This is a genomic window from Streptomyces sp. M-16, from assembly GCF_052114405.1.
Taxonomy (GTDB): domain Bacteria; phylum Actinomycetota; class Actinomycetes; order Streptomycetales; family Streptomycetaceae; genus Streptomyces.
Genome location: NZ_JBFRER010000002.1, coordinates 14,518 through 36,196 on the forward strand (window position 1 = coordinate 14,518; position 21,679 = coordinate 36,196).

21 protein-coding genes are annotated in these 21,679 nt (G+C 73.2%); 9 read left to right on the forward strand and 12 right to left on the reverse strand.

The features are described 5' to 3' along the window. Positions 1-316: 316 nt before the first annotated feature. Entirely contained in the window at positions 317-580 is a 264-nt protein-coding gene (locus tag AB4039_RS01160; RefSeq protein ID WP_442269760.1) for a hypothetical protein, read from the forward strand. A 137-nt stretch (positions 581-717) separates the two neighbouring features. On the opposite strand, the gene AB4039_RS01165 is transcribed toward AB4039_RS01160, so the two are convergent. Further along, on the reverse strand, positions 718-1,908 hold the full coding sequence (locus AB4039_RS01165) for a geranylgeranyl reductase family protein (RefSeq protein WP_442269829.1): 1,191 nt from the start codon (positions 1,906-1,908) through the stop codon (positions 718-720). A gap of 485 nt (positions 1,909-2,393) precedes the next feature. On the opposite strand from AB4039_RS01165, the gene AB4039_RS01170 reads away from it, so the two are divergent. Both AB4039_RS01170 and AB4039_RS01175 read left to right on the forward strand, forming a co-directional pair. After that, entirely contained in the window at positions 2,394-3,758 is a 1,365-nt protein-coding gene (locus AB4039_RS01170) for a dipeptidase (protein ID WP_442269761.1), read from the forward strand. A gap of 187 nt (positions 3,759-3,945) precedes the next feature. Continuing rightward, complete coding sequence (locus AB4039_RS01175) at positions 3,946-4,647, forward strand: MBL fold metallo-hydrolase (protein ID WP_266837129.1); 702 nt, start codon at positions 3,946-3,948, stop codon at positions 4,645-4,647. An 81-nt stretch (positions 4,648-4,728) separates the two neighbouring features. Here AB4039_RS01175 and AB4039_RS01180 read toward each other — a convergent pair whose 3' ends face one another. After that, a complete protein-coding gene (locus tag AB4039_RS01180; RefSeq protein ID WP_442269762.1) occupies positions 4,729-5,325 on the reverse strand; it encodes a helix-turn-helix domain-containing protein in 597 nt (198 codons plus the stop codon). A 78-nt stretch (positions 5,326-5,403) separates the two neighbouring features. Between AB4039_RS01180 and AB4039_RS01185 the strand changes: the two genes are divergently transcribed. Then, positions 5,404-6,375 (forward strand): class I SAM-dependent methyltransferase, encoded by a 972-nt coding sequence (locus AB4039_RS01185; RefSeq protein WP_266837133.1) that lies wholly within the window; start codon positions 5,404-5,406, stop codon positions 6,373-6,375. Further along, positions 6,372-7,808, forward strand: coding sequence for an MFS transporter (locus AB4039_RS01190; protein ID WP_266837135.1), 1,437 nt, complete (start codon positions 6,372-6,374; stop codon positions 7,806-7,808). The genes AB4039_RS01185 and AB4039_RS01190 overlap by 4 nt, the downstream gene beginning before the upstream one ends. 173 nt (positions 7,809-7,981) lie before the next feature. Here the strand turns inward: AB4039_RS01190 and AB4039_RS01195 are convergent, their stop codons facing one another. Then, entirely contained in the window at positions 7,982-9,016 is a 1,035-nt protein-coding gene (locus tag AB4039_RS01195; protein WP_266837137.1) for an NUDIX domain-containing protein, read from the reverse strand. A 206-nt stretch (positions 9,017-9,222) separates the two neighbouring features. Between AB4039_RS01195 and AB4039_RS01200 the strand changes: the two genes are divergently transcribed. Together AB4039_RS01200 and AB4039_RS01205 are read left to right on the forward strand one after the other, a co-directional pair. Next, positions 9,223-10,209 carry a LacI family DNA-binding transcriptional regulator gene (locus AB4039_RS01200; protein WP_442269830.1) on the forward strand — a complete coding sequence of 329 codons (987 nt, stop codon included), beginning with the start codon at positions 9,223-9,225 and terminating at the stop codon, positions 10,207-10,209. A 23-nt stretch (positions 10,210-10,232) separates the two neighbouring features. Then, positions 10,233-10,415, forward strand: coding sequence for a hypothetical protein (locus AB4039_RS01205; protein ID WP_266837139.1), 183 nt, complete (start codon positions 10,233-10,235; stop codon positions 10,413-10,415). Between the two features lie 119 nt (positions 10,416-10,534). On the opposite strand, the gene AB4039_RS01210 is transcribed toward AB4039_RS01205, so the two are convergent. The 5 genes from AB4039_RS01210 to AB4039_RS01230 form a co-directional block, all read right to left on the reverse strand. Beyond that, positions 10,535-11,833 carry a DUF6986 family protein gene (locus AB4039_RS01210; RefSeq protein WP_442269763.1) on the reverse strand — a complete coding sequence of 433 codons (1,299 nt, stop codon included), beginning with the start codon at positions 11,831-11,833 and terminating at the stop codon, positions 10,535-10,537. A 182-nt stretch (positions 11,834-12,015) separates the two neighbouring features. Beyond that, positions 12,016-12,978, reverse strand: coding sequence for an electron transfer flavoprotein subunit alpha/FixB family protein (locus tag AB4039_RS01215; RefSeq protein WP_266837143.1), 963 nt, complete (start codon positions 12,976-12,978; stop codon positions 12,016-12,018). Positions 12,979-13,035: 57 nt separating this feature from the next. Then, positions 13,036-13,821 carry an electron transfer flavoprotein subunit beta/FixA family protein gene (locus AB4039_RS01220; RefSeq protein ID WP_266837145.1) on the reverse strand — a complete coding sequence of 262 codons (786 nt, stop codon included), beginning with the start codon at positions 13,819-13,821 and terminating at the stop codon, positions 13,036-13,038. A gap of 202 nt (positions 13,822-14,023) precedes the next feature. Next, entirely contained in the window at positions 14,024-14,647 is a 624-nt protein-coding gene (locus AB4039_RS01225) for a flavin reductase family protein (protein WP_266837147.1), read from the reverse strand. A gap of 242 nt (positions 14,648-14,889) precedes the next feature. Beyond that, the gene (locus tag AB4039_RS01230; protein ID WP_266837149.1) at positions 14,890-15,237 is read right to left on the reverse strand and encodes a thioredoxin family protein; all 348 of its coding nucleotides are present in this window, start codon (positions 15,235-15,237) and stop codon (positions 14,890-14,892) included. A gap of 216 nt (positions 15,238-15,453) precedes the next feature. On the opposite strand from AB4039_RS01230, the gene AB4039_RS01235 reads away from it, so the two are divergent. Further along, a complete protein-coding gene (locus AB4039_RS01235) occupies positions 15,454-16,176 on the forward strand; it encodes a lysophospholipid acyltransferase family protein (RefSeq protein WP_266837151.1) in 723 nt (240 codons plus the stop codon). Positions 16,177-16,360: 184 nt separating this feature from the next. Then, positions 16,361-17,647, forward strand: a complete 1,287-nt coding sequence (locus tag AB4039_RS01240) for an MFS transporter (protein WP_442269764.1) — start codon at positions 16,361-16,363, stop codon at positions 17,645-17,647. Here AB4039_RS01240 and AB4039_RS01245 read toward each other — a convergent pair. The 4 genes from AB4039_RS01245 to AB4039_RS01260 all read right to left on the reverse strand — a co-directional run bounded on the left by AB4039_RS01245 (position 17,583) and on the right by AB4039_RS01260 (position 21,537). Next, a complete protein-coding gene (locus AB4039_RS01245; RefSeq protein ID WP_442269765.1) occupies positions 17,583-18,182 on the reverse strand; it encodes a transglutaminase-like domain-containing protein in 600 nt (199 codons plus the stop codon). The two genes, AB4039_RS01240 and AB4039_RS01245, sit on opposite strands and share 65 nt — an antisense overlap. 87 nt (positions 18,183-18,269) lie before the next feature. Then, a complete protein-coding gene (locus AB4039_RS01250) occupies positions 18,270-19,364 on the reverse strand; it encodes a threonine aldolase family protein (RefSeq protein WP_266837157.1) in 1,095 nt (364 codons plus the stop codon). Continuing rightward, the gene (locus tag AB4039_RS01255; RefSeq protein WP_266837159.1) at positions 19,343-20,104 is read right to left on the reverse strand and encodes an SDR family NAD(P)-dependent oxidoreductase; all 762 of its coding nucleotides are present in this window, start codon (positions 20,102-20,104) and stop codon (positions 19,343-19,345) included. The genes AB4039_RS01250 and AB4039_RS01255 overlap by 22 nt, the downstream gene beginning before the upstream one ends. A gap of 26 nt (positions 20,105-20,130) precedes the next feature. Further along, positions 20,131-21,537, reverse strand: coding sequence for a DUF6421 family protein (locus AB4039_RS01260; RefSeq protein WP_442269766.1), 1,407 nt, complete (start codon positions 21,535-21,537; stop codon positions 20,131-20,133). Between the last annotated feature and the right edge of the window lie 142 nt (positions 21,538-21,679).

Below are 21,679 nucleotides of genomic sequence, written 5' to 3' on the forward strand. Positions count from 1 at the left end.
GCCCGCCCCCCCGGACGGACACGCGACGACCGGGCCGGAGTTCCCACCCGGCACCACCACCCGGCACCACCACCCGAGCGCCCCACCCGCGGGGCCGACCGGCCGCACGCCGCACCGGGAACGGCGGGAGCAGGGGCGGCCCGATCCCCCGTTCGGCCGTGGTGCGGGCGCCTGTGCGGTGCTCTAGCGTCGGAAGGGCGGGGGTGACCGATGCGTCGAGCCGGTCGCCCCCGGAGCGCCCGCTCCGCGCCGCCCCCGCCCGCGGTCCGGCGCACCCTCGGATCGCGTGACCGACCGAGAGAGCAGGTGCATCCGCATGCGTCGTTCGGCTCGTATCTCCAGCATCCTCGCCGGCCTGGTCCTCGCCGCCGGCGGCGCCTTCTTCGCGGCCCCGGCCGCCTCCGCCGGCGTCCAGGACTGTCAGCAGTACGTCGTGTCGCACGGCAAGCCGGCCACGGCCGACACCGCCCAGGCCTGCTACCAGGGATCCATCGGCAACCAGACCAGCTGCGTCGCGAGCCTCCAGCAGGCCGGCATCTCCGCGAACGACTCGAGCGGAGCCTGCCGTGCGGCCCACTAGACGCGCTGTCCGGACAGGTCCGGCGACCACGACGACGACCAGGCGGCCCTCCGCCTCGCGGCCCTGCGCATCCGGGCCGCGAGGTGACCCCTGGGAGACGGCCGGTCGGCCCGCAGGGACGGAGGGAGCCGTGTCCGTCAGCCGCGGCCGGTGCGGGCCTGGCGGGCGTCCAGCAGGTGCAGCGCCTTCCGCGCGAGCGGATACGTACGCACCAGGTCGGCCAGCGTCATCGACCCCCGCGTGATGCGGGCGAAGGCCAGCCATGYGGGCCGCAGGCCCGTGAGCGCCGCGTGGAACATCCCGGGGCGGGACTCGAACAGGCTCAGCATCCGCTTGCCGACGCCCATCTCCACGCCCAGCCCGGCCTTGACCGCGAAGGCGTAGTTGAGCGCCTGGCGCCGCGCGTCCACCGCGTCCTGCGCCTCCGAGATCTTGACGGCCCACTCCCCCGCGAGCCGCCCCGAGCGCAGCGCGAAGGAGATGCCCTCACGGGTCCACGGCTCCAGGAGTCCCGCCGCGTCCCCCGCCACCAGCACCCGGCCGCGCGAGAGCGGCGAACCGGGCTTGCGGCAGCGGGTCAGGTGCCCGGAGGAGACGGCCGGTTCGAAGCCGGCCAGGCCCAGCCGGGCGATGAAGTCGTCCAGATACCGCTTCGTCGCGGCGCCCTCGCCCTTCGCCGAGATGACCCCGACGGTGAGGGTGTCGCCCTTGGGGAAGACCCATCCGTAACTGCCGGGCAGCGGACCCCAGTCGATGAGGACGCGGCCCTTCCAGTCGTCGGCCACCGTCTGCGGGACGGGGATCTCCGCCTCCAGGCCGAGGTCGACCTGGTCCATCTCGACCCCCACGTGGGCGCCGATCCGGCTGGCGCTGCCGTCCGCACCGACCACGGCACGGGCGAGCACCGTTTCGCCGCCGGCCAGGACCACCGCGACCGTGCGCCGGTCGGGCACCGCCGCGCCGTGCTGCTCGACGCGGGACACGGCCGTACCCGTACGGAGCGTCGCGCCGGCCTTCTCGGCCTCCGCGACCAGCGCCGCGTCGAACTCCGGCCGGTTGATGAGCCCGAAGAGCATGCCCTTCGAGCGCCGGGTGCGGGCCAGCTTCCCGTCGTAGGAGAAGGTGACCGCGTGGATGCGGTCCTTGAAGGGCAGCACGAAGCCCGGCGGGAGGGCGTCGCGCGAGGGGCCGATGATGCCGCCGCCGCAGGTCTTGTACCGGGGCAGTTCGGCCTTCTCCAGCAGCAGGACGCGGCGCCCCGCGGTGGCCGCCGCGTAGGCCGCCGAGGCGCCGGCCGGTCCCGCGCCGACCACGACGACGTCCCACACCTCGCCGGTGCCCTCGGGTGCCGCCTCGGAAGCGGCCGTCTCGGGAAGCCCGTCGGGGGCCGGCACGGGAGCCGGCACGTGGACCGGTACGGGGACCTCCCCGGCCGCCCCGCCGGGAACCGCGTCCTCGTCCGCCGCCGCTGCCGCGACCGTTTCCGACGTCACCTCCACCGTCACCTCGGCCGCACCCGCGGCCGTCCCGTCCCCCCGACCCTTCCGGGCCCCCGTGTCCGCCCCTGTCGCCGCCCCGGCGTCCGTCCCTGCGTCCGCCCCCCGAGCGACCTGCCCTGCGCCTGCGCCGTGTACGTCGTCGTCGCTGCTCACGATGTGCTGCTGCTCCTGATCACGCGGTTGCTCCGATGCCGTGGAAATCCTACGGCGAGAGTGCCTCTCGCCCCTCTGTGCGAGGATCGGCACTGTCTTTCGCCTTACTTTCGCCGCACCCCGGCACATACACCAACGTCGCACCCACGAGGAGCGTGCCCATGTCCCAGAATCCGATCGCCGAGACCATCGCCTCGCTGATGCCCCGCGCCAAGGCGGAGCTGACCGAGCTGGTGGCCTTCCAGTCGGTCGCGGACTGGGCCCAGTTCCCCAAGAGCGAGAGCGAGGGCGCCGCGAACTGGGTGGCCGACGCCCTGCGCGCCGAGGGCTTCCAGGACGTGGCCCTGCTCGACACCCCCGACGGCACCCAGTCGGTGTACGGCTTCCTGCCCGGCCCCGAGGGCGCCCCGACCGTCCTGCTGTACGCCCACTACGACGTGCAGCCCCCGCTGGACGACGACGCCTGGGTCTCCCCCGCGTTCGAACTGACCGAGCGCGACGGCCGCTGGTACGGGCGCGGCGCGGCGGACTGCAAGGGCGGCTTCATCATGCACCTGCTGGCGCTGCGTGCGCTGAAGGCGAACGGCGGCGTGCCGGTCGGCGTGAAGGTGATCGTCGAGGGCTCGGAGGAGCAGGGCACCGGCGGCCTCCAGCAGTACGCCGAGGCGCACCCGGAGCTGCTGGCCGCCGACACCATCGTCATCGGCGACGCGGGCAACTTCCGCCTGGGCCTGCCGACGGTGACGGCCACCCTGCGCGGCATGACGCTGGTCAAGGTGAAGATCGACACGCTGGGCGGCAACCTGCACTCGGGCATGTTCGGCGGCGTCGCCCCCGACGCGCTGGCCGCGCTGATCCGCCTGCTGGACTCGCTGCGCTCGGCGGACGGTTCGACCACCGTCGACGGACTGGCCTCGGACGCGGTGTGGGAGGGCCTCCAGTACCCGGAGGCTGACTTCCGGGCCGACGCCAAGGTGCTGGACGGGGTCGGCCTGATCGGCGAGGGCACGATCGCGGACCGGCTGTGGGCCCGTCCGGCCGTCACCGTGCTCGGCATCGACTGCCCGCCTGTGATCGGTGCCACCCCCTCGGTGCACGCGAGCGCGGGTGCGCTGATCAGCCTGCGCGTGCCGCCGGGCGTGGACACCGCCGAGGCCATCAAGCTGCTGGAGGCGCACCTGATCGCGCACACCCCGTGGCAGGCGAAGCTGGAGCTCGAAGTCGTGGGTCAGGGGCAGCCGTTCCAGGCGGACACCTCCAGCCCGGCGTACGCGTCGATGGCCGCGGCCATGCAGATCGCGTACCCCGGCCAGGAGATGCAGGTCAGCGGCATGGGCGGGTCCATCCCGCTCTGCAACACGCTGACGTCGCTGTACCCGGAGGCGGAGATGCTGCTGATCGGTCTGAGCGAGCCGGAGGCCCAGATCCACGCGGTGAACGAGAGCGTCTCCCCGGAGGAGCTGGAGCGCCTGTCGGTGGCCGAGGCCATCTTCCTCGTCAACTACGCGGAGTCCAAGCGCGTCTGATTCCCGCGGGCACGGCCCGGCCCGTGGACGCACGGGCCGGGCGGCCCTCCCGGACGCCCCGACGCCCCGACGCCCCGACGCCCCGACGCCCCGAGCCACGAGTTCCCGTGAACCCTGCGCTCTGCGCGTACTCCGCTCCCGGCGAAGTCGCGTGCGGGGGCCGGGTCCGGGTGCCTACGTTCGCGGCATGGAACTCGTCGAAGTCATCCCGAACCGGCTCCACATGCTGCGCTTCCCCATCGGCCAGGCCTACCTCTGGCAGGACGAGGGGGCCCTGACGCTGATCGACGCCGGATACGCCGGGTCCGCCGACGCCATCGAGGGGGCGATACGGTCCCTCGGCCTCGCGCCCGAACGGCTGGGACTGATCGTCCTCACGCACTGCCACCGCGACCACGTCGGCGCGGCCGGTGAACTCGCCGCCCGCTGGGGCGCCGAGGTGGCGGCGCACCGGTTGGACGCCCCGGTCATCCGCGGTGACCGGCCGGTTCCCGAACCGGTCGTGCTGGACTGGGAGGTCCCGATCCACGCGAACGGCCTCACGGTCCCCGAGGCCCCGCCGACCCCGGTCGACCGGGAGCTCCGGGACGGGGAGGTGCTGCCGTTCGGCGACGGGGCGGTCGTGGTCCACGCCCCCGGCCACACCCCGGGCAGCATCGGCGTCCACCTGCCGCGCCACGGAGTGCTGTTCACCGGCGACAGCATCGCGGGGGTGGGACAGGTGATGCTGGGCGTGATCAACGTGGACCCGGACGAGGCGCTCGCCTCCTTCCGGCGGCTGGCCGCCCTGGACCCGGCAGTGGCCTGCTTCGGCCACGGCGACCCCTGGGTGACGGACACGGCGCTCACCCTCCGGGCGGCTGCACAGGCCCCTGCGCACGCGGACTGAGCGGACGCCCCGAGGGGTGCGGACGGAGCGGACCGAGCGGACCGAGCGGGCCGAGCGGGCCGGACACGTGCCGGCGCGGCGTCAGGCCTGGTCCTGGGCCTGGGGTTTGGCCCGTACGTGCATGCGCTCGCCCTGCCTCCCGAACAGGCTCAGGATCTCTACGGGCTGCCCGTCCGCGCTGCTGAACCAGTGGGGCACGCGGGTGTCGAACTCGGCGGCCTCGCCGGGCCCGAGGACCAGGTCGTGGTCGGCGAGGACGAGCCGAAGCCGGCCGTTGAGCACGTAGAGCCACTCGTAGCCCTCGTGCGTGCGGTGGTCCGGTTCGGGACCCCGGTCCGTGATGATCATTTTGTAGGCCTGGAGGGGGCCCGGACTCCGGGTCAGGGGGACGAACGTACCGCCGTTGGGCAGCGGGTGGGGCTTCAGCCGGACCCGGGGGTCCCCCACCTCGGGCGCCCCGACGAGGTCGTCGAGGGGGACCCGGTACGCGCCGGCGAGCGGGAGCAGCAGCTCCAGACTCGGACGGCGCTGCCCGCCCTCCAGGCGGGACAGGGTGCTCTTGGAGATGCCGGTCGCCTCGGAGAGAGCCGCCAGGGTGAGGCCGCGCTGGGCGCGCAGCCGCTTGAGCCGGGGAGCCACCTCGTCGAGGACCGTCTGGTACGGGGGCGGTGTGTCCATGCGGGCATTCCACCCCGGTTTCCCGGAATCGGCAACGGGAGTTGCCGGATCCCTTCCGCCGGGCGCACCCTCCTCGGCATGAACGCACCGAAGGATCCCGGACGCCACCACGACCACCCCGGCCACGCCCCGGGCCACGCCCACCGGCACGGCGACTCCCACACCCCCGGCCACACGCACAACACAGTCGCCGACGACCTCGACTGGGAGCTCCTGGCCACCCACCTGGAGACCGGTGGCGAGCTGCACCTCCCGGCCCACCGGAACACCGCGGCCCGCCTGCGCGAACTCGTCGGTCCCGGCCGTCGGGTCCGGCGCGTCCTCGACGTCGGCAGCGGGCCCGGGGTGATGACCTGCGTGTTCGCCGAGGCCTTCCCGGACGCCGAGGTCGTGGCCGTCGACGGCACGCCCGCACTGCTCGACCGCGCCCTGGCGCGCGCCGGGCGCCTCGGCCTCGCCGGCCGGGTGAGCGTCCGCCACGCCCGGCTGCCCGAGGGCCTGGCCGACGACGCCCTCGGCACGGCGGACCTGGTCTGGAGCAGCAAGGCCGTGCACCACCTCGGCGACCAGCAGGGCGCCCTGGACGCCCTGGCCCGCGTGCTGCGCCCCGGCGGGATGCTCGCCGTGGCCGAGGGCGGCCTGCCGATGCGCTTCCTCCCCCGCGACCTCGGCTTCGGCAGGCCGGGGCTGCAGACCCGGCTCGACGCCCTGCAGGAGGACCGGTACCAGGCCATGCGGGCCGCTCTGCCCGGCAGCGTCCCCGTGGTCGAGGACTGGCCGGCGATGCTCCGCCGCGCCGGGCTGACCGGCGTGAGGGCCTTCACCACCCTGCTCGACCTGCCCGCCCCCCTGGGCGAGCCGGGCCGCGACTTCCTGCACTCCCAGCTGGCGCGGCTGCGGGACGCGCCGGACGGTTCCCTGGACGCGCCGGACATGGAGGCCCTCGACCGCCTTCTCGACCCGGCCGCGCCGGAGGGCCTCCTGCGGCGCCCCGACGTCTTCCTGCTGTCGGCCGCCACGGTCTTCGCCGGAACGCGTGCGGCCCGATGAAGCCGAAGCCGCCACGGCCCGATGGGCGGTGGGCGCTCGCGGGCCTCGCCCTGTCCATGCTGCTGTCCTCGCTCGGCGCCGGCATCGCCAGCGTCGGCCTGCCGGCCCTGGCGCAGGCGTTCGACGCCTCCTTCCAGGCGGTGCAGTGGATCGTCCTCGCGTACCTCCTCGCCGTCACCACCCTGATCGTCAGCGTCGGACGGCTCGGTGACCTCATCGGGCGCCGGCGGCTGCTGCTGGCCGGCATCCTGCTCTTCACCGGGGCCTCGGTCCTGTGCGGGGTCGCGCCCGGCCTGTGGCTGCTGATCGCCGCCCGGGCGGCGCAGGGCCTGGGAGCGGCCGTCATGATGGCCCTCACCATGGCCTTCGTCGGCGAGACGGTCCCCAAGGAGGCCACCGGCCGGGCCATGGGGCTGCTCGGCACCACCTCGGCCATCGGCACCGCCCTCGGCCCGTCGCTGGGCGGACTGCTGCTCGCCGGACCCGGCTGGCGGGCGATCTTCCTCGTCAACGTGCCGCTCGGCGTCCTCACGTTCCTCCTGGCGCGGCGGCACCTGCCCGCCGACCGGCGCGAGTCCCGGGCGGGGCGGGCCCGCTTCGACCGCCTGGGCACCCTGGTGCTCGCGGCGACCCTGGGCGCGTACGCGCTCGCCCTGACCCGGGGCGGCGGCTCCTTCGGCCCGCTCACGCTCGTCCTGCTGGCGGGCGCCGGCTGCGGGGCCGTGGTCTTCGTACGCGTCGAGGCGCGGGCGGCCTCGCCGCTGGTCCGGCCGGCGGCGTTCCGCGATCCGGTGCTGAGCACGAGCCTCGCCATGAGCGCACTCGTCTCCACGGTGATGATGTCGACGCTGGTGGTCGGCCCGTTCTACCTCTCGCGCACGCTCGGGCTCGACACGGCGCTCGTCGGACTCGTCCTGTCGGCGGGGCCGTTGGTCGCCGCGACGGCCGGTGTGCCGGCCGGCCGCCTCGTGGACCGCTTCGGTGCGCGGCGGACGACGTTCGCCGGGCTCATCGCCATGGCGGCCGGCGCCGGCCTCCTGTCGCTGCTGCCCGCCCGGCTGGGCATACCCGGCTACGTGGGCCCGCTCGCGGTGGTCACCCTCGGCTACGCGGTGTTCCAGACGGCCAACAACACCGCCGTCATGGCGGAGGTCCACCCGGACCGGCGGGGCGTCGTCTCCGGCCTGCTCAACCTGTCGCGCAACCTCGGGCTGGTCACCGGAGCCTCGGTCATGGGCGCCGTGTTCGCCCTCGCCTCGTCGGCGGCGGACATCACGACGGCGGGCCCGGAAGCCGTCGCCACCGGAACGCGGACCACCTTCGCGGTCGCCGCCGCCCTGATCACGACCGCCCTCGCCCTCGCCGCGTACGGCCGCGCCCTCGCCGGCCGACGGGCCGCGGGCGTGCCGGAGGGAGCGGGCGCGATCGGGTGAACGGGACCGAACCGCAGCCGCAGCCGCTGCCGCGCACGGACCTCCGTCCGCGCCGGCGGCGATCGAGGACGCGGCGCCGGCCGTCGGCCGCCGGTCGTCGGGGCCGGGTCCAGGTCCGGGTCACACCCCGCCGACCAGGGCGGGCTGCCCGGGTGGCGGGGCGTGACCCGGTGTCACGGTGTCGGGCGCCCCGCTTCCAGGTACAGCGGGTGGCCCCGCTCGCGGGCGCGCAGGGCCCAGCGCAGCCGTTCGTAGCGCTGCGGAGGCAACAGCCCGGCGGCCTCGGTCTCGGTGACGAACCGCCAGGCGCGCAGCTCCGGTCCCGGCAGCCGCAGGCGCGCCGTGTCCGCCTCCCTCAGCCGGCCGCCGTCGAACAGCAGCCGCAGGCCCCCGTAGGCGGGTGAGCGGGGCGGCTCCCAGTCGACCACGAGCAGCCCCGGGACCCGGTCCAGCGTCAGGCCCAGCTCCTCCTCGACCTCCCGTACGCCCGCGCACGCCGGTGCCTCGCCCGCCTCGACCACGCCGCCCGGGAACTCCCAGCCCGGCTTGTACGTCGGATCCACCAGGAGCACCCGGTCCTGGTCGTCGAAGAGCAGCACCCCCGCGGCCACCGTCTCCCGCGTCGGCTCCGGGGTCTGCACGATGTCGCAGATCCCCGCCGCGTCGGTACGGACGGCCTCGGCGATCCGCTCGGCGGTCTCCCGCACCGTCAGCGGCCCGTTGTCGATGACGTGCGCGTCGGCGGTGAGCCAGCCCAGCGCCTGCCGGTACACCGGGATGTGGTCGTACGCCCAGGTCTTGTCCCGGGGGTCCGCCGGTTCGGGCTCCGCCTCCTGACGCCGCGCGATGCGCTCCCGCAGGATCGTTTCCGCCGGGGCCAGGAGCACGTGTCGCACCGGTATCCGGCGTGCGGCCAGGCCACCGAAGATCTCGTCGCGGTACTCCTGGCGCAGCAGCGTCATCGGCACCACCAGCACCCCGCCCAGCTCCGCGAGCATCGCCGCGGCCGCGTCCACCACGAGCCGCCGCCAGCTCGGCAGGTCCTGGTAGTCGCAGACCTCGGCCAGGCGTTTGTGCGGCAGGAGCCGACGCAGTGCGTCGCCCATGATCTCCGGGTCGTACAGGGTGCCGTCGGGCAGGAGCCCGGCCAGTTCGCGCGCCGTGCTCGTCTTCCCGGCACCGAACGTGCCGTTGATCCAGACAATCACGTCTACCCCTCTCCCCATGGCTCGCCTCCGAAGCCCCCTGTGGCTTGCCCGCACCACCCTGCCACGGAAACCCGCTCACCGGCCGAGTGCTTATCCTCAAGGTCAGCGGCGGGATCGAAGCCCCCGCCACCGCCACCTCCGGAGGTTCCCCCGCCGTGCCGCAGACCCGCCAGCCGCCCGAGCCCCGCTACGGCAACCGGCCGACCATGAAGGACGTGGCGGCCCGGGCGGGCGTGGGGCTGAAGACGGTCTCACGGGTCGTCAACGGCGAGCCGGGGGTCACCCCCGACACCGAGCGGCGGGTACAGGAGGCCATCGAGGCCCTCGGCTTCCGCCGCAACGACAGCGCGCGCGTGCTGCGCAAGGGCCGCACCGCGACCGTGGGCCTGGTCCTGGAGGACCTCGCCGACCCCTTCTACGGTCCCCTCAACCGGGCCGTGGAGGAGGTGGCCCGGACGCACGGCGCCCTGCTCATCAACGGCTCCAGCGCCGAGGACCCGGACCGCGAGAAGGAGTTGGCGCTCGCGCTGTGCGCCCGCCGCGTGGACGGCCTGATCGTGATCCCGGCCGGGGAGGACCACCGCTACCTGGAGCCCGAGATCCGCGCGGGCGTGGCCACGGTGTTCGTGGACCGTCCGGCCGGCCGGATCGAGGCGGACGTCGTCCTCTCCGACAGCTTCGGCGGCGCCCGGGACGGGGTGGCCCACCTGATCGCCGGCGGCCACCGGCGGATCGGGTTCATCGGCGACGACCCCCGCATCCACACCGCCACGGAACGCCTGCGCGGCTACCGCGAGGCCATGGGCCGGGCGGGCCTGCCGGTGGCCGACGCGTGGGTGTCGCTCGGCGCGACGGCCCCCGGCCGGGTGACGGCGGCGACCCGGTCGATGCTGGAGGGATCCGATGCGGTGACGGCGGTCTTCGCGGGCAACAACCGGGTGACCGTGACGGTGGTCCGCGTCCTGGCGGACCACCCTCGCCCGGTGGCGCTGGTCGGCTTCGACGACTTCGAGCTGGCCGACCTGCTGCGCCCGGGCGTCACGGTGGTGGCCCAGGACGCTGCGGCCCTGGGCAGGGTGGCCACGGACCGGCTCTTCCAGCGCCTGGCCGGCGCCACCCTGCCCCCGTCCCGCATCGAACTCCCCACCCGCCTGATCCCCCGTGGCTCGGGCGAACTCCCGCCGGTCCACTGAGCCCCGAGGAGCGGCGCCAGGGCGTGGCCGATCCCCAGGAGGACCGCCTGGCCGGCCGGTGCGGACGCCTCCTGGAGCAGCCTCGTCCTGATCCGGCACCAGGCCCCGGCCCGGCGGTCCGGGGCCTGGTCCGGGTCCTGGAGCACCTCGATGTCCCCGTCGAACAGGGGACCGGGCAGGCCGTGTTCGCTCAGCAGCACCCGTAACCGGCCGATGACCGGCGCGGTCCCCGTCCCAAGGCGGCCGATGTGCCACCGAACGCTCCGCAGCCCCGGCCGGAACCGTCCGGGCGGGGCTGCGGGTCGGGCGTCGGCGGGGGTACCGGTCAGGCGGTCGCCGTCAGGGTGGCCGAGCGGCGCGGGATGGCGAAGGCGTCGAGTTCGGCGCGGGTCAGGCCCGTCAGGGCGGTGACCTCGTCGGCGCCGACCGCGCCGCAGTCCAGGCCGCGGACCAGGTAGCCGGCCAGGGCCTTCGCGGTGGCGGGCTCGTCCATCACGTCGCCCTCGATCTTGGCCACGTACGCCTTGAGGCGCGCCGCCGCGGCTTCCAGGCCCTCGCGGTAGAACGTGAACACCGCCGCGTAGCGGGTCGGGAGGTGGCCGGGGTGCATGTCCCAGCCCTGGTAGTAGGCGCGGGCCAGGGCGCGGCGGGTGAGGCCGTAGTGGAGCTTCCAGGCCTCGTGGACCTTGTCGGTGGTGCCGATCGGCAGGACGTTCGTCGAGCCGTCGGAGACGCGTACGCCGGTGCCGGCGGCGGCGACCTGCATGATCGCCTTGGCGTGGTCGGCGGCCGGGTGGTCGCTGGCCTGGTACGCGGCGGAGACGCCGACGCAGGCGCTGTAGTCGAAGGTGCCGTAGTGCAGGCCGGTGGCGCGGCCCTTGGCGGCCTCGATCATCCGGGCGACGGTGGCGGTGCCGTCCGAGGCCAGGATGGACTGGCTGGTCTCGATCTGGATCTCGAAACCGATCCGGCCGGGGCGCAGGCCGCGGCTGGTCTCGAAGGCCTCCAGCAGCTTGACGAAGGCGCTGACCTGCTCGGCGTAGGTGACCTTGGGGAGGGTCAGCACGAGGCCCTCGGGGAGGCCGCCGTGCTCCAGGAGGCCGGAGAGGAAGACGTCCGTGGTGCGGATGCCGCGGTCGCGGACGTTGGACTCCATGCACTTCATGCGGATGCCCATGTACGGGGCGTTGGTGCCGTTGGCGAAGGCCTCCGAGACGAGGCGGGCGGCGCGGGCCGCGGCCTGGTCCTCCTCCTCGTCGGAGCGGACGCCGAAGCCGTCCTCGAAGTCCACGCGGAGGTCCTCGATGGGCTCGGAGGCGAGCTTGGCGCGGACGCGGTCGTAGACCGGGACGGCCAGTCCGTCGGGGATGCCGAGCACCTCGGCGAAGGTGGCGGCGTCCGGAGCGTGCTCGTCCATGGCCGCGAGGGCCTGGTCGCCCCAGGAGCGGATGGTGTCGGCGGCGAAGACGTCACCGGGCACGTAGACGGTGTGGATGGGCTGACGGGTGCCGGGGTCGCCCGGGTAGTGACGCGCGAGTTCCGCGTCCACCGGCGCCAGGGAGGCGCTGATGCCCTCGCTGACCGCGCCTGCGAGGCTCGTCGCCACCTTCTCCTGCTGACCCATCGTGCACTCTCCTCTTTTCCGCTTCACGGAAGCTTAGATCCGCATAGCAGAATTTAGCCACGGGGTTCCGCTCCGTCAATGGTGCCTCCGCCGTCCTGGACAAACGACTCGGGGCCGTGCGGTGACAATCACCACACGGCCCCGGAGGCGGAGAGTACGCAGGTCAGCGAGTGACCCGGGGGTTAGCCCTTGCGCGCCTTGATCTCGCCGGTCAGCTGCGGGACGACCTCGAAGAGGTCGCCGACCACGCCGTAGTCGACCAGGTCGAAGATCGGGGCCTCGGCGTCCTTGTTGATGGCCACGATGGTCTTCGAGGTCTGCATGCCGGCGCGGTGCTGGATCGCGCCCGAGATGCCGGAGGCGATGTACAGCTGCGGGGAGACCGACTTGCCGGTCTGGCCGACCTGGTTGGAGTGCGGGTACCAGCCGGCGTCCACGGCGGCGCGGGAGGCGCCGACCGCCGCACCGAGGGAGTCCGCGAGGTCCTCGATGATGTGGAAGTTCTCCGCGCCGTTGACGCCACGGCCGCCGGAGACGACGATCGCGGCCTCGGTCAGCTCCGGACGGCCGGTCGACTCGCGCGGGGTGCGCGAGGTGACCTTGGTGCCGGTGGCCAGGGCGCCGAAGGTGACGGCGAGCGCCTCGACGGCGCCCGCGGCCGGAGCGGCCTCGACCGGGGCCGAGTTCGGCTTCACGGTGATGACCGGGGTGCCCTTGGAGACACGGGACTTGGTGGTGAACGACGCGGCGAAGGCGGCCTGCGTCGCGACCGGACCCTCGTCACCGGCCTCCAGGTCGATGGCGTCCGTGATGATGCCGGAGCCGATGCGCACGGCGAGGCGGGCGGCGATCTCCTTGCCCTCGGCGGAGGACGGGACGAGCACGGCGGCCGGGGAGACGGCGTCGTACGCGGCCTGGAGCGCGTCCACCTTCGGTACGACGAGGTACTCGGTGAACTCGGGGGCGTCGGCGGTGAGGACCTTGACCGCACCGTGCTCGGCGAGCACGGCGGCGGTGGCCTCGGCACCGGCGCCGAGGGCGACGGCGACGGGCTCGCCGATGCGGCGGGCCAGCGTCAGCAGCTCAAGGGTGGGCTTGCGGACGGCGCCGTCCACGTGGTCGACGTAGACGAGAACTTCAGCCATGGGACTGCTCTCCTGCGATTGCGAAGTGTCTGGGGGCTACTAAGGGGGCTGAAGTTCTTAGATGAACTTCTGGCCGGCCAGGAACTCGGCCAGCTGCTTGCCGCCCTCGCCCTCGTCCTTGACGATCGTGCCGGCGGTGCGGGCCGGACGCTGCGCCGCGGAGTCGACCGCGGTCCAGGAGCCTTCGAGACCGACCTCTTCGGCCTCGATGTCCAGCTCGTCCAGGTCCCAGGACTCCACCGGCTTCTTCTTGGCGGCCATGATGCCCTTGAAGGACGGGTAGCGGGCCTCGCCGGACTGGTCGGTCACGGAGACGACGGCGGGGAGGGAGGCCTGGAGCTGCTCGCTCGCGGAGTCGCCGTCGCGACGGCCGGTCACGGTGCCGTCCTCGACCTTGACCTCGGAGAGCAGGGTGACCTGCGGGACGCCCAGGCGCTCGGCCAGGATCGCCGGGAGGACACCCATGGTGCCGTCCGTCGACGCCATGCCGGTGATGACCAGGTCGTAGCCGGCCTTCTCGATCGCCTTGGCGAGCACCAGGGAGGTGCCCATGACGTCGCTGCCGTGCAGGTCGTCGTCCTCGACGTGGATGGCCTTGTCGGCGCCCATCGACAGCGCCTTGCGCAGCGCGTCCTTGGCGTCCTCGGGACCCACCGTCAGGACGGTGATCTCGGCGTCGTCCGCCTCGTCGGCGATCTGCAGCGCCTGCTCGACGGCGTACTCGTCGAGCTCCGACAGCAGGCCGTCGACGTCGTCGCGGTCCACGGTCAGGTCATCGGCGAAGTGCCGGTCACCGGTGGCGTCGGGCACGTACTTCACACAGACAACGATCCTCAGGCTCACGCCGGCTCTCCTACCGCATCGTCTTTTACTGGTACCGCCTTGTGCAGGCAGCATAGGCGCCTTGTGGGGCGGATCCCGGTCGGGGCGGCCCGCGCTCCGAAGGGAATGTTACTCGTCAGTACACAACGGGTCTTCCCSGGGGGCAAGGCCACTGAACTGTGATCTGGCCAACGCCGCCCGAACCAGCCCCAGCAGGGACGATTCAGTCGCGCAACGCGTTGAAGCGTCCCTGGTGGTACAGCAGCGGCCGGCCCTCGCCCGCCGGGTCCCCGGCCACCGCCTCCGCGATGATCACACGATGCTCACCGGCGGGCACCCTGGCCACCACCCGGCACACCAGCCACGCCAGCACCCCGTCGAGCAGCGGCACGCCGTGCGGGCCCGCGGCCCAGCCGGTGCCCGGGCCGAAGCGGTCCGCCCCGCTGCGCGCGAAGAGGCCGGCCAGCTCCTGCTGGTGCTCACCGAGTATGTGGACGCCGAGGTACTCGCAGTCCCTTACGGCGGGCCAGCTGGAGGAGCCGGTGCCGATGGTGAACGAGAGCAGCGGCGGTTCGGCCGAGACGGAGTTCAGCGAGGTCGCGGTGAATCCGGCGGGCCGGCCGCCGGACTCCGCGGTGATCACGGCGACACCGGCGGCGTGGCGGCGGAAGACGGAGCGCAGCAGCTCCGGCGATCCGGGCCGTGCCGTGCCGCCCCGGGGACCGGGGGACCCGTCGACGGTCCCGGCGGGGGCCGCCCGGTCCGCACCGCCGGTGGCGTCGGATGCGGTGGAGGCGTCAGGGGCGAAAGGTGCGTACGAGGCCGTCGGGAGCGTCGGGGCCGTCATGGGAAGACTTCCTTCTGCCGCGGGGATCGCGGGCGCAGTCGAGGGATCGGGGGCCGGGGGCGTTCAGTGATCCCGACAGCGCGCGCTCGCGTGGCGGACGAGGTCCACGTGGACCCGCCCGTAAAGCAGGAGTTCATACCGCATGGCGTCAGCCTGGCGATCTCACGTGTACACAGTCAAGCCGCGACGGTCAGATGTCAGGCGCGTCACGCTGCGTGCGGGCGCACGGACCGGCGCGCCCGTCATACCGCGGCCCCCAGGGCCGCGATCACGTCCGCCTTGCGCGGCATCCCCGCCGCGCGCCGGACGATCCGCCCGGCGGAGTCCAGGACGAGCACGGTCGGGGTCTTCTCGATGCCGAGGGCGCGTACCAGGGGGAGGTTGCGCTCGGCGTCGATCTCGATGTGCGCGACCCCCTCGACCATGGCGGCGACCTCGGAGAGGATCCGCCGGGTGGCCCGGCAGGGCTGGCAGAAGGCGCTGGAGAACTGGACCAGACTGGCCCGCTCCCCCGGCTCCTCCCCCAGCTCGGCGGCGCCCAGTGGCCCCTGTCCGCCCGCGCCCCGACCACCCTGCTCGCGCCCCTGCACGCCCGCTCCCGTCCGCCCCGTCCGTATGTACGTACGCTGATCGCAGCACCTCTCCGGCGCCGCGCATTCCCCGCGTGACGAGAATCTCCCCGGGCACGGGCGTCTGGGCTGGCCAGCGCGCCGTGTTTGGGGCACCATCCCCATGGTCGCGTACCTACGCTTCCGTAACTTCCGGCCGGGAGCACCTCCCCAGGCAGAAAGCGGGGTCTCCCCACCATGGCTGAGCTCATCTACCCCCCGGTGATCGGCGCCGCGCACACCCTCTTCCGTGCGCTGGACATCCGCATCGACATGAAGGGCACCGAGAACATCCCGCGCAAGGGCGGGGCGGTGCTGGTGTCGAACCACATCGGGTACCTCGACTTCATCTTCGCGGGCCTGACCGCGCGGCCGCAGAAGCGCCTGGTCCGCTTCATGGCCAAGGAGTCGGTGTTCCGGCACAGGGTGTCCGGCCCGCTGATGCGCGCGATGAAGCACATCCCGGTGGACCGCAAGCAGGGTGAGGACGCGTACCAGCACGCGCTGGACTCGCTGCGCTCCGGCGAGATCATCGGGGTGTTCCCGGAGGCGACGATCTCCCAGTCCTTCACCCTCAAGAGCTTCAAGTCCGGTGCGGCGCGCATGGCGCAGGAGGCCGGTGTCCCGCTGATCCCGGTCGCGCTGTGGGGTACCCAGCGGCTGTGGACCAAGGGCCGGCCCAAGAACCTCAAGCGCAGCCACATCCCGGTGACGATGCGCGTCGGCGAGCCCCTGGAGGCCCCGGCCGACCAGTACGCGGGCGCCATCACGCGCCGCCTGCGCGAGCGCGTGCAGGAGCTGCTGGACGCCGCGCAGGCCGCCTACCCGGCCAAGCCCAAGGGCCCCGAGGACTCCTGGTGGCTGCCCGCGCACCTCGGCGGCACGGCCCCGACGGCGGCGCAGGTCAAGGAAGCCGGCTGACCCACCTCCCGGCGAGGGCGGTCCACCGGGGCGCTCGGGCCGCGCACGCGCCGTCGGCCGGCTCACTCCCCGTGTCGATGTTCGAGCGCGACGGGCACCCCCCGCGGATCCTTCCGCCCTTCAGCCGTCCGGCGTAACGTCTTGATCGCGCAGCACGTCACCGGGACGCGGAGGGGGTTCGGCGGTGGGCGGATTCGGGCGGTACCTGGCAGCGGCACTCGCCGCTCGCTTCGCCTCCGAGGGCATGGGCATGGGCGTGGTGCTGCTGGCCCTGGAGCGGACGGGGAGCGCCGCGCACGGGGCGTTCGTACTGACGGCCTGGATGGCCCCGCACGTGCTGGCCGCGCCGCTCGCAGGCTCCGCCGCGGCGCGGGCGCGCCGGCCCCGGCTGTTCTACGCCGGCGCGCTGGCCGGTTTCACGGCCGCTGTGGCGGCGCTGGCGGCGCTGCTGGGCCGGGCCCCGGTGCCGGTGGTGCTGGCGGTGGCGGTACTGGGCGGTTCCTGCGGGCCGGTGGTGACGGGCGGGCTGTCGAGCCTGGTGGCGGGGCTGGTCCCGGAGGGCCCGGCGCGCGACCGGGCGTACGGCTGGGACGCCTCCACGTACAACGCGGCCTCGGTCACGGCCCCGGCGGCGGTCGGCCTGGCCGGGGCGATGCTCTCGGCGGGGCCCGCGATGGGGGTGCTGGCCGTCTCCGCGGCCCTGGCGGCGGCCCTGGCCGCGTCCCTGCCGTACGAGGACCCGGGCAAGGACCCGGGCGGGAGCCCGCGGGAGGACGCGTACGAGGGCCGGGGCGCGGGCCCGCCGGGCAAGGCGCTCCGGCCCGGTCCGGGCGCGGGGCTGGCCACGCTGTGGCGGGTCCGGGAACTGCGGGCGATCACCTCGGCGACGACGCTGGCCTTCGTCGGTGTCGGCGCACTGACCACCACCTCGGTGCTGCTGGCCCGCGGGCTCGGCAGGCCGGGCGCGGGCGGGGTGTGGATGACGGCCTTCGCGGTGGGTGCGCTGGCCGGGTCGCTGACGCTGGGCCGGATGACGTCGGTGGCGCCGGGACGGCTGGCCCGCTGGGCCATGGCGGGTACGGGGGCCGCTCTCGGGGTGGCGGCGTTCGCGCCGTCGGTCGCGCTGACGGCGGCCGCGTTCGCGGCGGCGGGTGTGTGCGACGGGCCGCTGCTGACGGCCACGCTGCGGATCCGCTCGGAGCACGCCCCGGGCGCGGTGCGGGCCCAGGTGTTCACCCTGGGGGCGGGGCTGAAGGTGACGGCGGCTTCGACGGGTGCCGCCCTGGTCGGGCTGGCCGCCGGCGCGCCCGCGTGGACGCTGCTGCTCGGGATCGCCGTGCTGCAGCTCGCGGCCGCCGCGCTGCACCTGCTGGTGTCGGCGCGCGGGCGGGTGGCACGGGTCCCGGCTACAGGGCGGCCGGCAGCTTCCGCCACAGCTCCTGCCGGTCGGCGGACTCCTGGAGGGCCTTGAGCGCGGCGGGGTGCGGGGCGGCGTGGAGCTCGGGGTAGTCGACCTCGCCGAGTTCCGGGCGCACGGGGAAGGCGAGTCGCTCGTGGTCGAGGGTGAACCGGGCGTCGACACCGGGCTTGTTGCCCCGCGGGTCGACGCGCGCCCAGCGTTCGCCGCCGGGCAGCCGCAGGGCCACCAGGCCGTGGACCACCGCACGGGAGCCGTCGTCGTCGGCGAGCAGCTGGTAGCAGAGGGCCGCGGGGATCCCCTGGGCGCGCAGCAGGGCGACGAGGGCGTGGGATTTGGCGTAGCAGATGCCGTTGCGCGTGCCCAGCACGTCGGAGGCGCGCCAGGAGACCCGCGTGTCCCCGGAGTCGGCGGAGTGCGGGATCGTGTCGCGGACGAATTCGAAGGCGGCTTCGGCGTATGAATATGCATTGCCGGTGGCGGTCCACAGGGCGTCGGCGGTTTCTTGTACCAGGGGATGCCAGTGGTCGATGGCTTCGTCGGATGCCAAATAGGCGTGGATATCTGGGTTCTGCTGGATGAGTTCCATGATCCGCAGCATAGGCATGCCTCCGACCGCAGATCAATAGATTTGCGGTTGGAGGCATATATATTCAGTTGTATGCAGGGGAGGTGGCTACCGGGCCAGCTCCTCCTTGAGCGCCTGGAGGAAGCCGTCCACGTCCTCCTCCTGGGTGTCGAAGCCGCACATCCAGCGGACGTCACCGGCCGCCTCGTCCCAGAAGTAGAAGCGGTAGCGCTGCTGGAGCCGGCGCGTGACCTCGTGCGGCAGCCGCGCGAAGACGGCGTTGGCCTGCACCGGGTAGAGGATCTCCACCCCGTCGGTCTCGCGCACACCGGCCGCGAGCCGCTGCGCCATCGCGTTGCCGTGGCGGGCGTTGCGCAGCCACAGGTCCTTCGCGAGCAGCGCTTCCAGCTGCACCGAGACGAACCGCATCTTGGAGGCGAGCTGCATCGACATCTTGCGGATGTGCTTCATCTGCCGGACCGAGTCCGGGTTCAGCACCACCACGGCCTCGCCGAACATCATGCCGTTCTTGGTGCCGCCGTACGACAGCACGTCCACCCCGACCGCGTTGGTGAAGGTGCGCATCGGCACGTCGAGCGAGGCCGCGGCGTTGGCTATCCGGGCACCGTCGAGGTGCACCTTCATGCCGAGGCCGTGCGCGTGCTCGCAGATCGCCCTGATCTCGTCCGGGGTGTAGACCGTGCCGAGCTCGGTGTTCTGCGTGATCGAGACGACCTGGGGCATCGCCCGGTGCTCGTCCTCGAAGCCCCAGGCCTCCTGGTCGATCAGCTCCGGGGTGAGCTTGCCGTCCGGCGTCGGTACGGCGAGCAGCTTGATGCCCGCCATCCGCTCGGGCGCGCCGCCCTCGTCCACGTTGATGTGGGCGGTCTTGGCGCAGATCACCGCGCCCCAGCGGTCGGTCATGGCCTGGAGGGCGGTGACGTTGGCGCCCGTGCCGTTGAAGACCGGGAAGGCCTGCGCGGACGGCCCGAAGTGGCTGCGGAAGATCTTCTGCAGGTGTTCGGTGTACTCGTCCTCGCCGTAGGAGACCTGGTGGCCACCGTTGGCGAGCGCGACGGCGGCGAGCACCTCGGGGTGCACGCCCGCGTAGTTGTCGCTGGCGAATCCGCGCACGGCCGGGTCGTGGTGACGCCGGGCGTCGGTCTTGCCGGTCTCGGTCCTCACGGTTGCGGGGTGAGCCACAGACGCTGTCCGTTCACTTCGGAGGCGGGCCGCTCCCACACGCCGGCGATGGCCTCGGCCAGCTCCTTGACGTCGGTGAAGCCCGCGAACTTCGCATTGGGACGCTCGGCGCGCATCGCGTCGTGCACCAGTGCCTTGATGACCAGGATCGCAGCCGCGGCGCTCGGACCGTCCTCGCCCCCGGCCTTGCGGAAGGAATCCGCCATGGCGAGGGTCCAGGCCTCGGCGGCCGCCTTGCCCGCGTTGTACGCGGCGTTGTTGGCGACCGGCTTGTGTGCGCCGGACTGGCTGATCAGCACGTAGCGTCCGCGGTCGCTGCGCAGCAGGCCGTCGTGGAAGGCGAGCGAGGTGTGCTGGACGGTGCGGATGAGGAGCTTCTCCAGGAAGTCCCAGTCGGCGAGGTCCACGTCGGTGAAGGTCTTGCTGCCGCGCCAGCCGCCGACCAGGTGGACGACGCCGTCGATCCGGCCGAACTCCTTCTCCGTGCGCTCGGCCCAGGCCTTGGTGGCCTCCAGGTCGAGCAGGTCGACGGTGTCGCCGGTGACGGTCGCGCCGCCGTGGGCGTAGCGGGCCGCGTCGACGGCTTCCGCGAGCCGTGCCGCGTCCGCATCGGCGGCGACCACGGTGGCGCCCGCCTCGGCCAGGCGGAGCAGGGTGGCGCGGCCGGCGGGGCCGGCGGCACCGGCCACCGCCACCACCGCTCCACGGAGCGCGCCGTTGCCGTTCCCGGAGCCGTTCATCTGTGCAGCCTCCTGAGGGCGAGTGCTCACGCGTCGGCCCGCTCGGCCGTTGCGGCGTTCAGGGCGGTGATGCCCTTCGTCGAGGCGATCACACCCTTGAGCTTCTTGGCGAGGGCCTCATAGAACATGCTGAGCGGAAACTCGTCCGCGAGCACGTCGTCGACGAGCTTGCGCGGCGGCTGCGTCAGGTCGAGGGCGTCGGGGCCCTTGGCCCACTTGGAACCCGGGTGCGGGGCGAGGTAGGTGGAGACGAGCTCGTACGCCTTGAACCAGTGGACGAGCTTCGGGCGGTCGATGCCGGCCCGGTAGAGGTCCTCGATCTCGGCGCACAGCTGGTTGGTGACCTGCGGGGCACGCATCCAGTCGATCTTCAGCTTGTTGTCCGTCCAGCGCACGACGTCGTGCTTGTGGAGGTACGCGAAGAGCAGCTGGCCGCCGAGACCGTCGTAGTTGCGGTTGCGGTCGCCCGACACCGGGAAGCGGAACATCCGGTCGAAGAGGACGGCGTACTGGACGTCACGGCCGTGCTCGTTGCCCTCGGACTCCAGCTTCACGGCCTCCTTGAAGGCGGTGAGGTCACAGCGCAGCTCCTCCAGGCCGTACATCCAGAACGGCTGGCGCTGCTTGATCATGAAGGGGTCGAACGGCAGGTCGCCGTGGCTGTGCGTGCGGTCGTGGACCATGTCCCACAGGACGAAGGCCTTCTCGCAGCGCTCCTGGTCCTCGACCATGCGCGCGATGTCCTCGGGCAGCTCGATGCCGAGGATGTCGACGGCGGCCTCGGTCACCTTGCGGTAGCGGGCGGCCTCGCGGTCGCAGAAGATGCCGCCCCAGGTGAAGCGCTCGGGGGCCTCGCGGACGGCGATGGTCTCCGGGAAGAGCACGGCGGAGTGGGTGTCGTAGCCCGGGGTGAAGTCCTCGAAGGTGATGCCGAGGAACAGCGGGTTGTCGTACCGGGTGCGCTCCAGCTCGGAGAGCCACTCGGGCCACACCATCTTCAGGACGACGGCCTCGAAGTTGCGGTCGAGGTTGCCGTTCTGCGTGTACATGGGGAAGACGACGAGGTGCTGGAGCCCGTCGGCGCGCTCGGCGGCCGGGTGGAAGGCCAGCAGGGAGTCCAGGAAGTCCGGCACCATGAAGCCGTCCGCGACCCACTTGCGCAGGTCGCCGACGAGCGCGCGGTGGTAGGCGGTGGCGTGCGGCAGCAGCGGGGACAGCGTCTCCACGGCGTCGACGACCCGCTCCACGGCGGCCTCGACGTCGACCGGGGCGGGGGCTCCGGCCGCCTCGAAATCGATCGAACCGTCCTTGGACTGCCAGGGGCGGATCTCCTCCACGGCGGCCTTGAGCGCGGGCCACGCAGGGTGGTCGACCACCCGCGTCCCAGCGGTTATCACGGCACCGCCGGCACCCGGCACAAGAGTTTCCGTCATGTCACTTCCTCCACAGGAGAACCTCACGTCAAGACAGCGTATGCATGTGAGGCTCTCCCGCTCAAGAGGGAATGCGGGAAATTATCCTGCCCGACCCCCTTCTCCACCGAAATTCTTCCCGTTCGTATGGGTGGAAGCCACC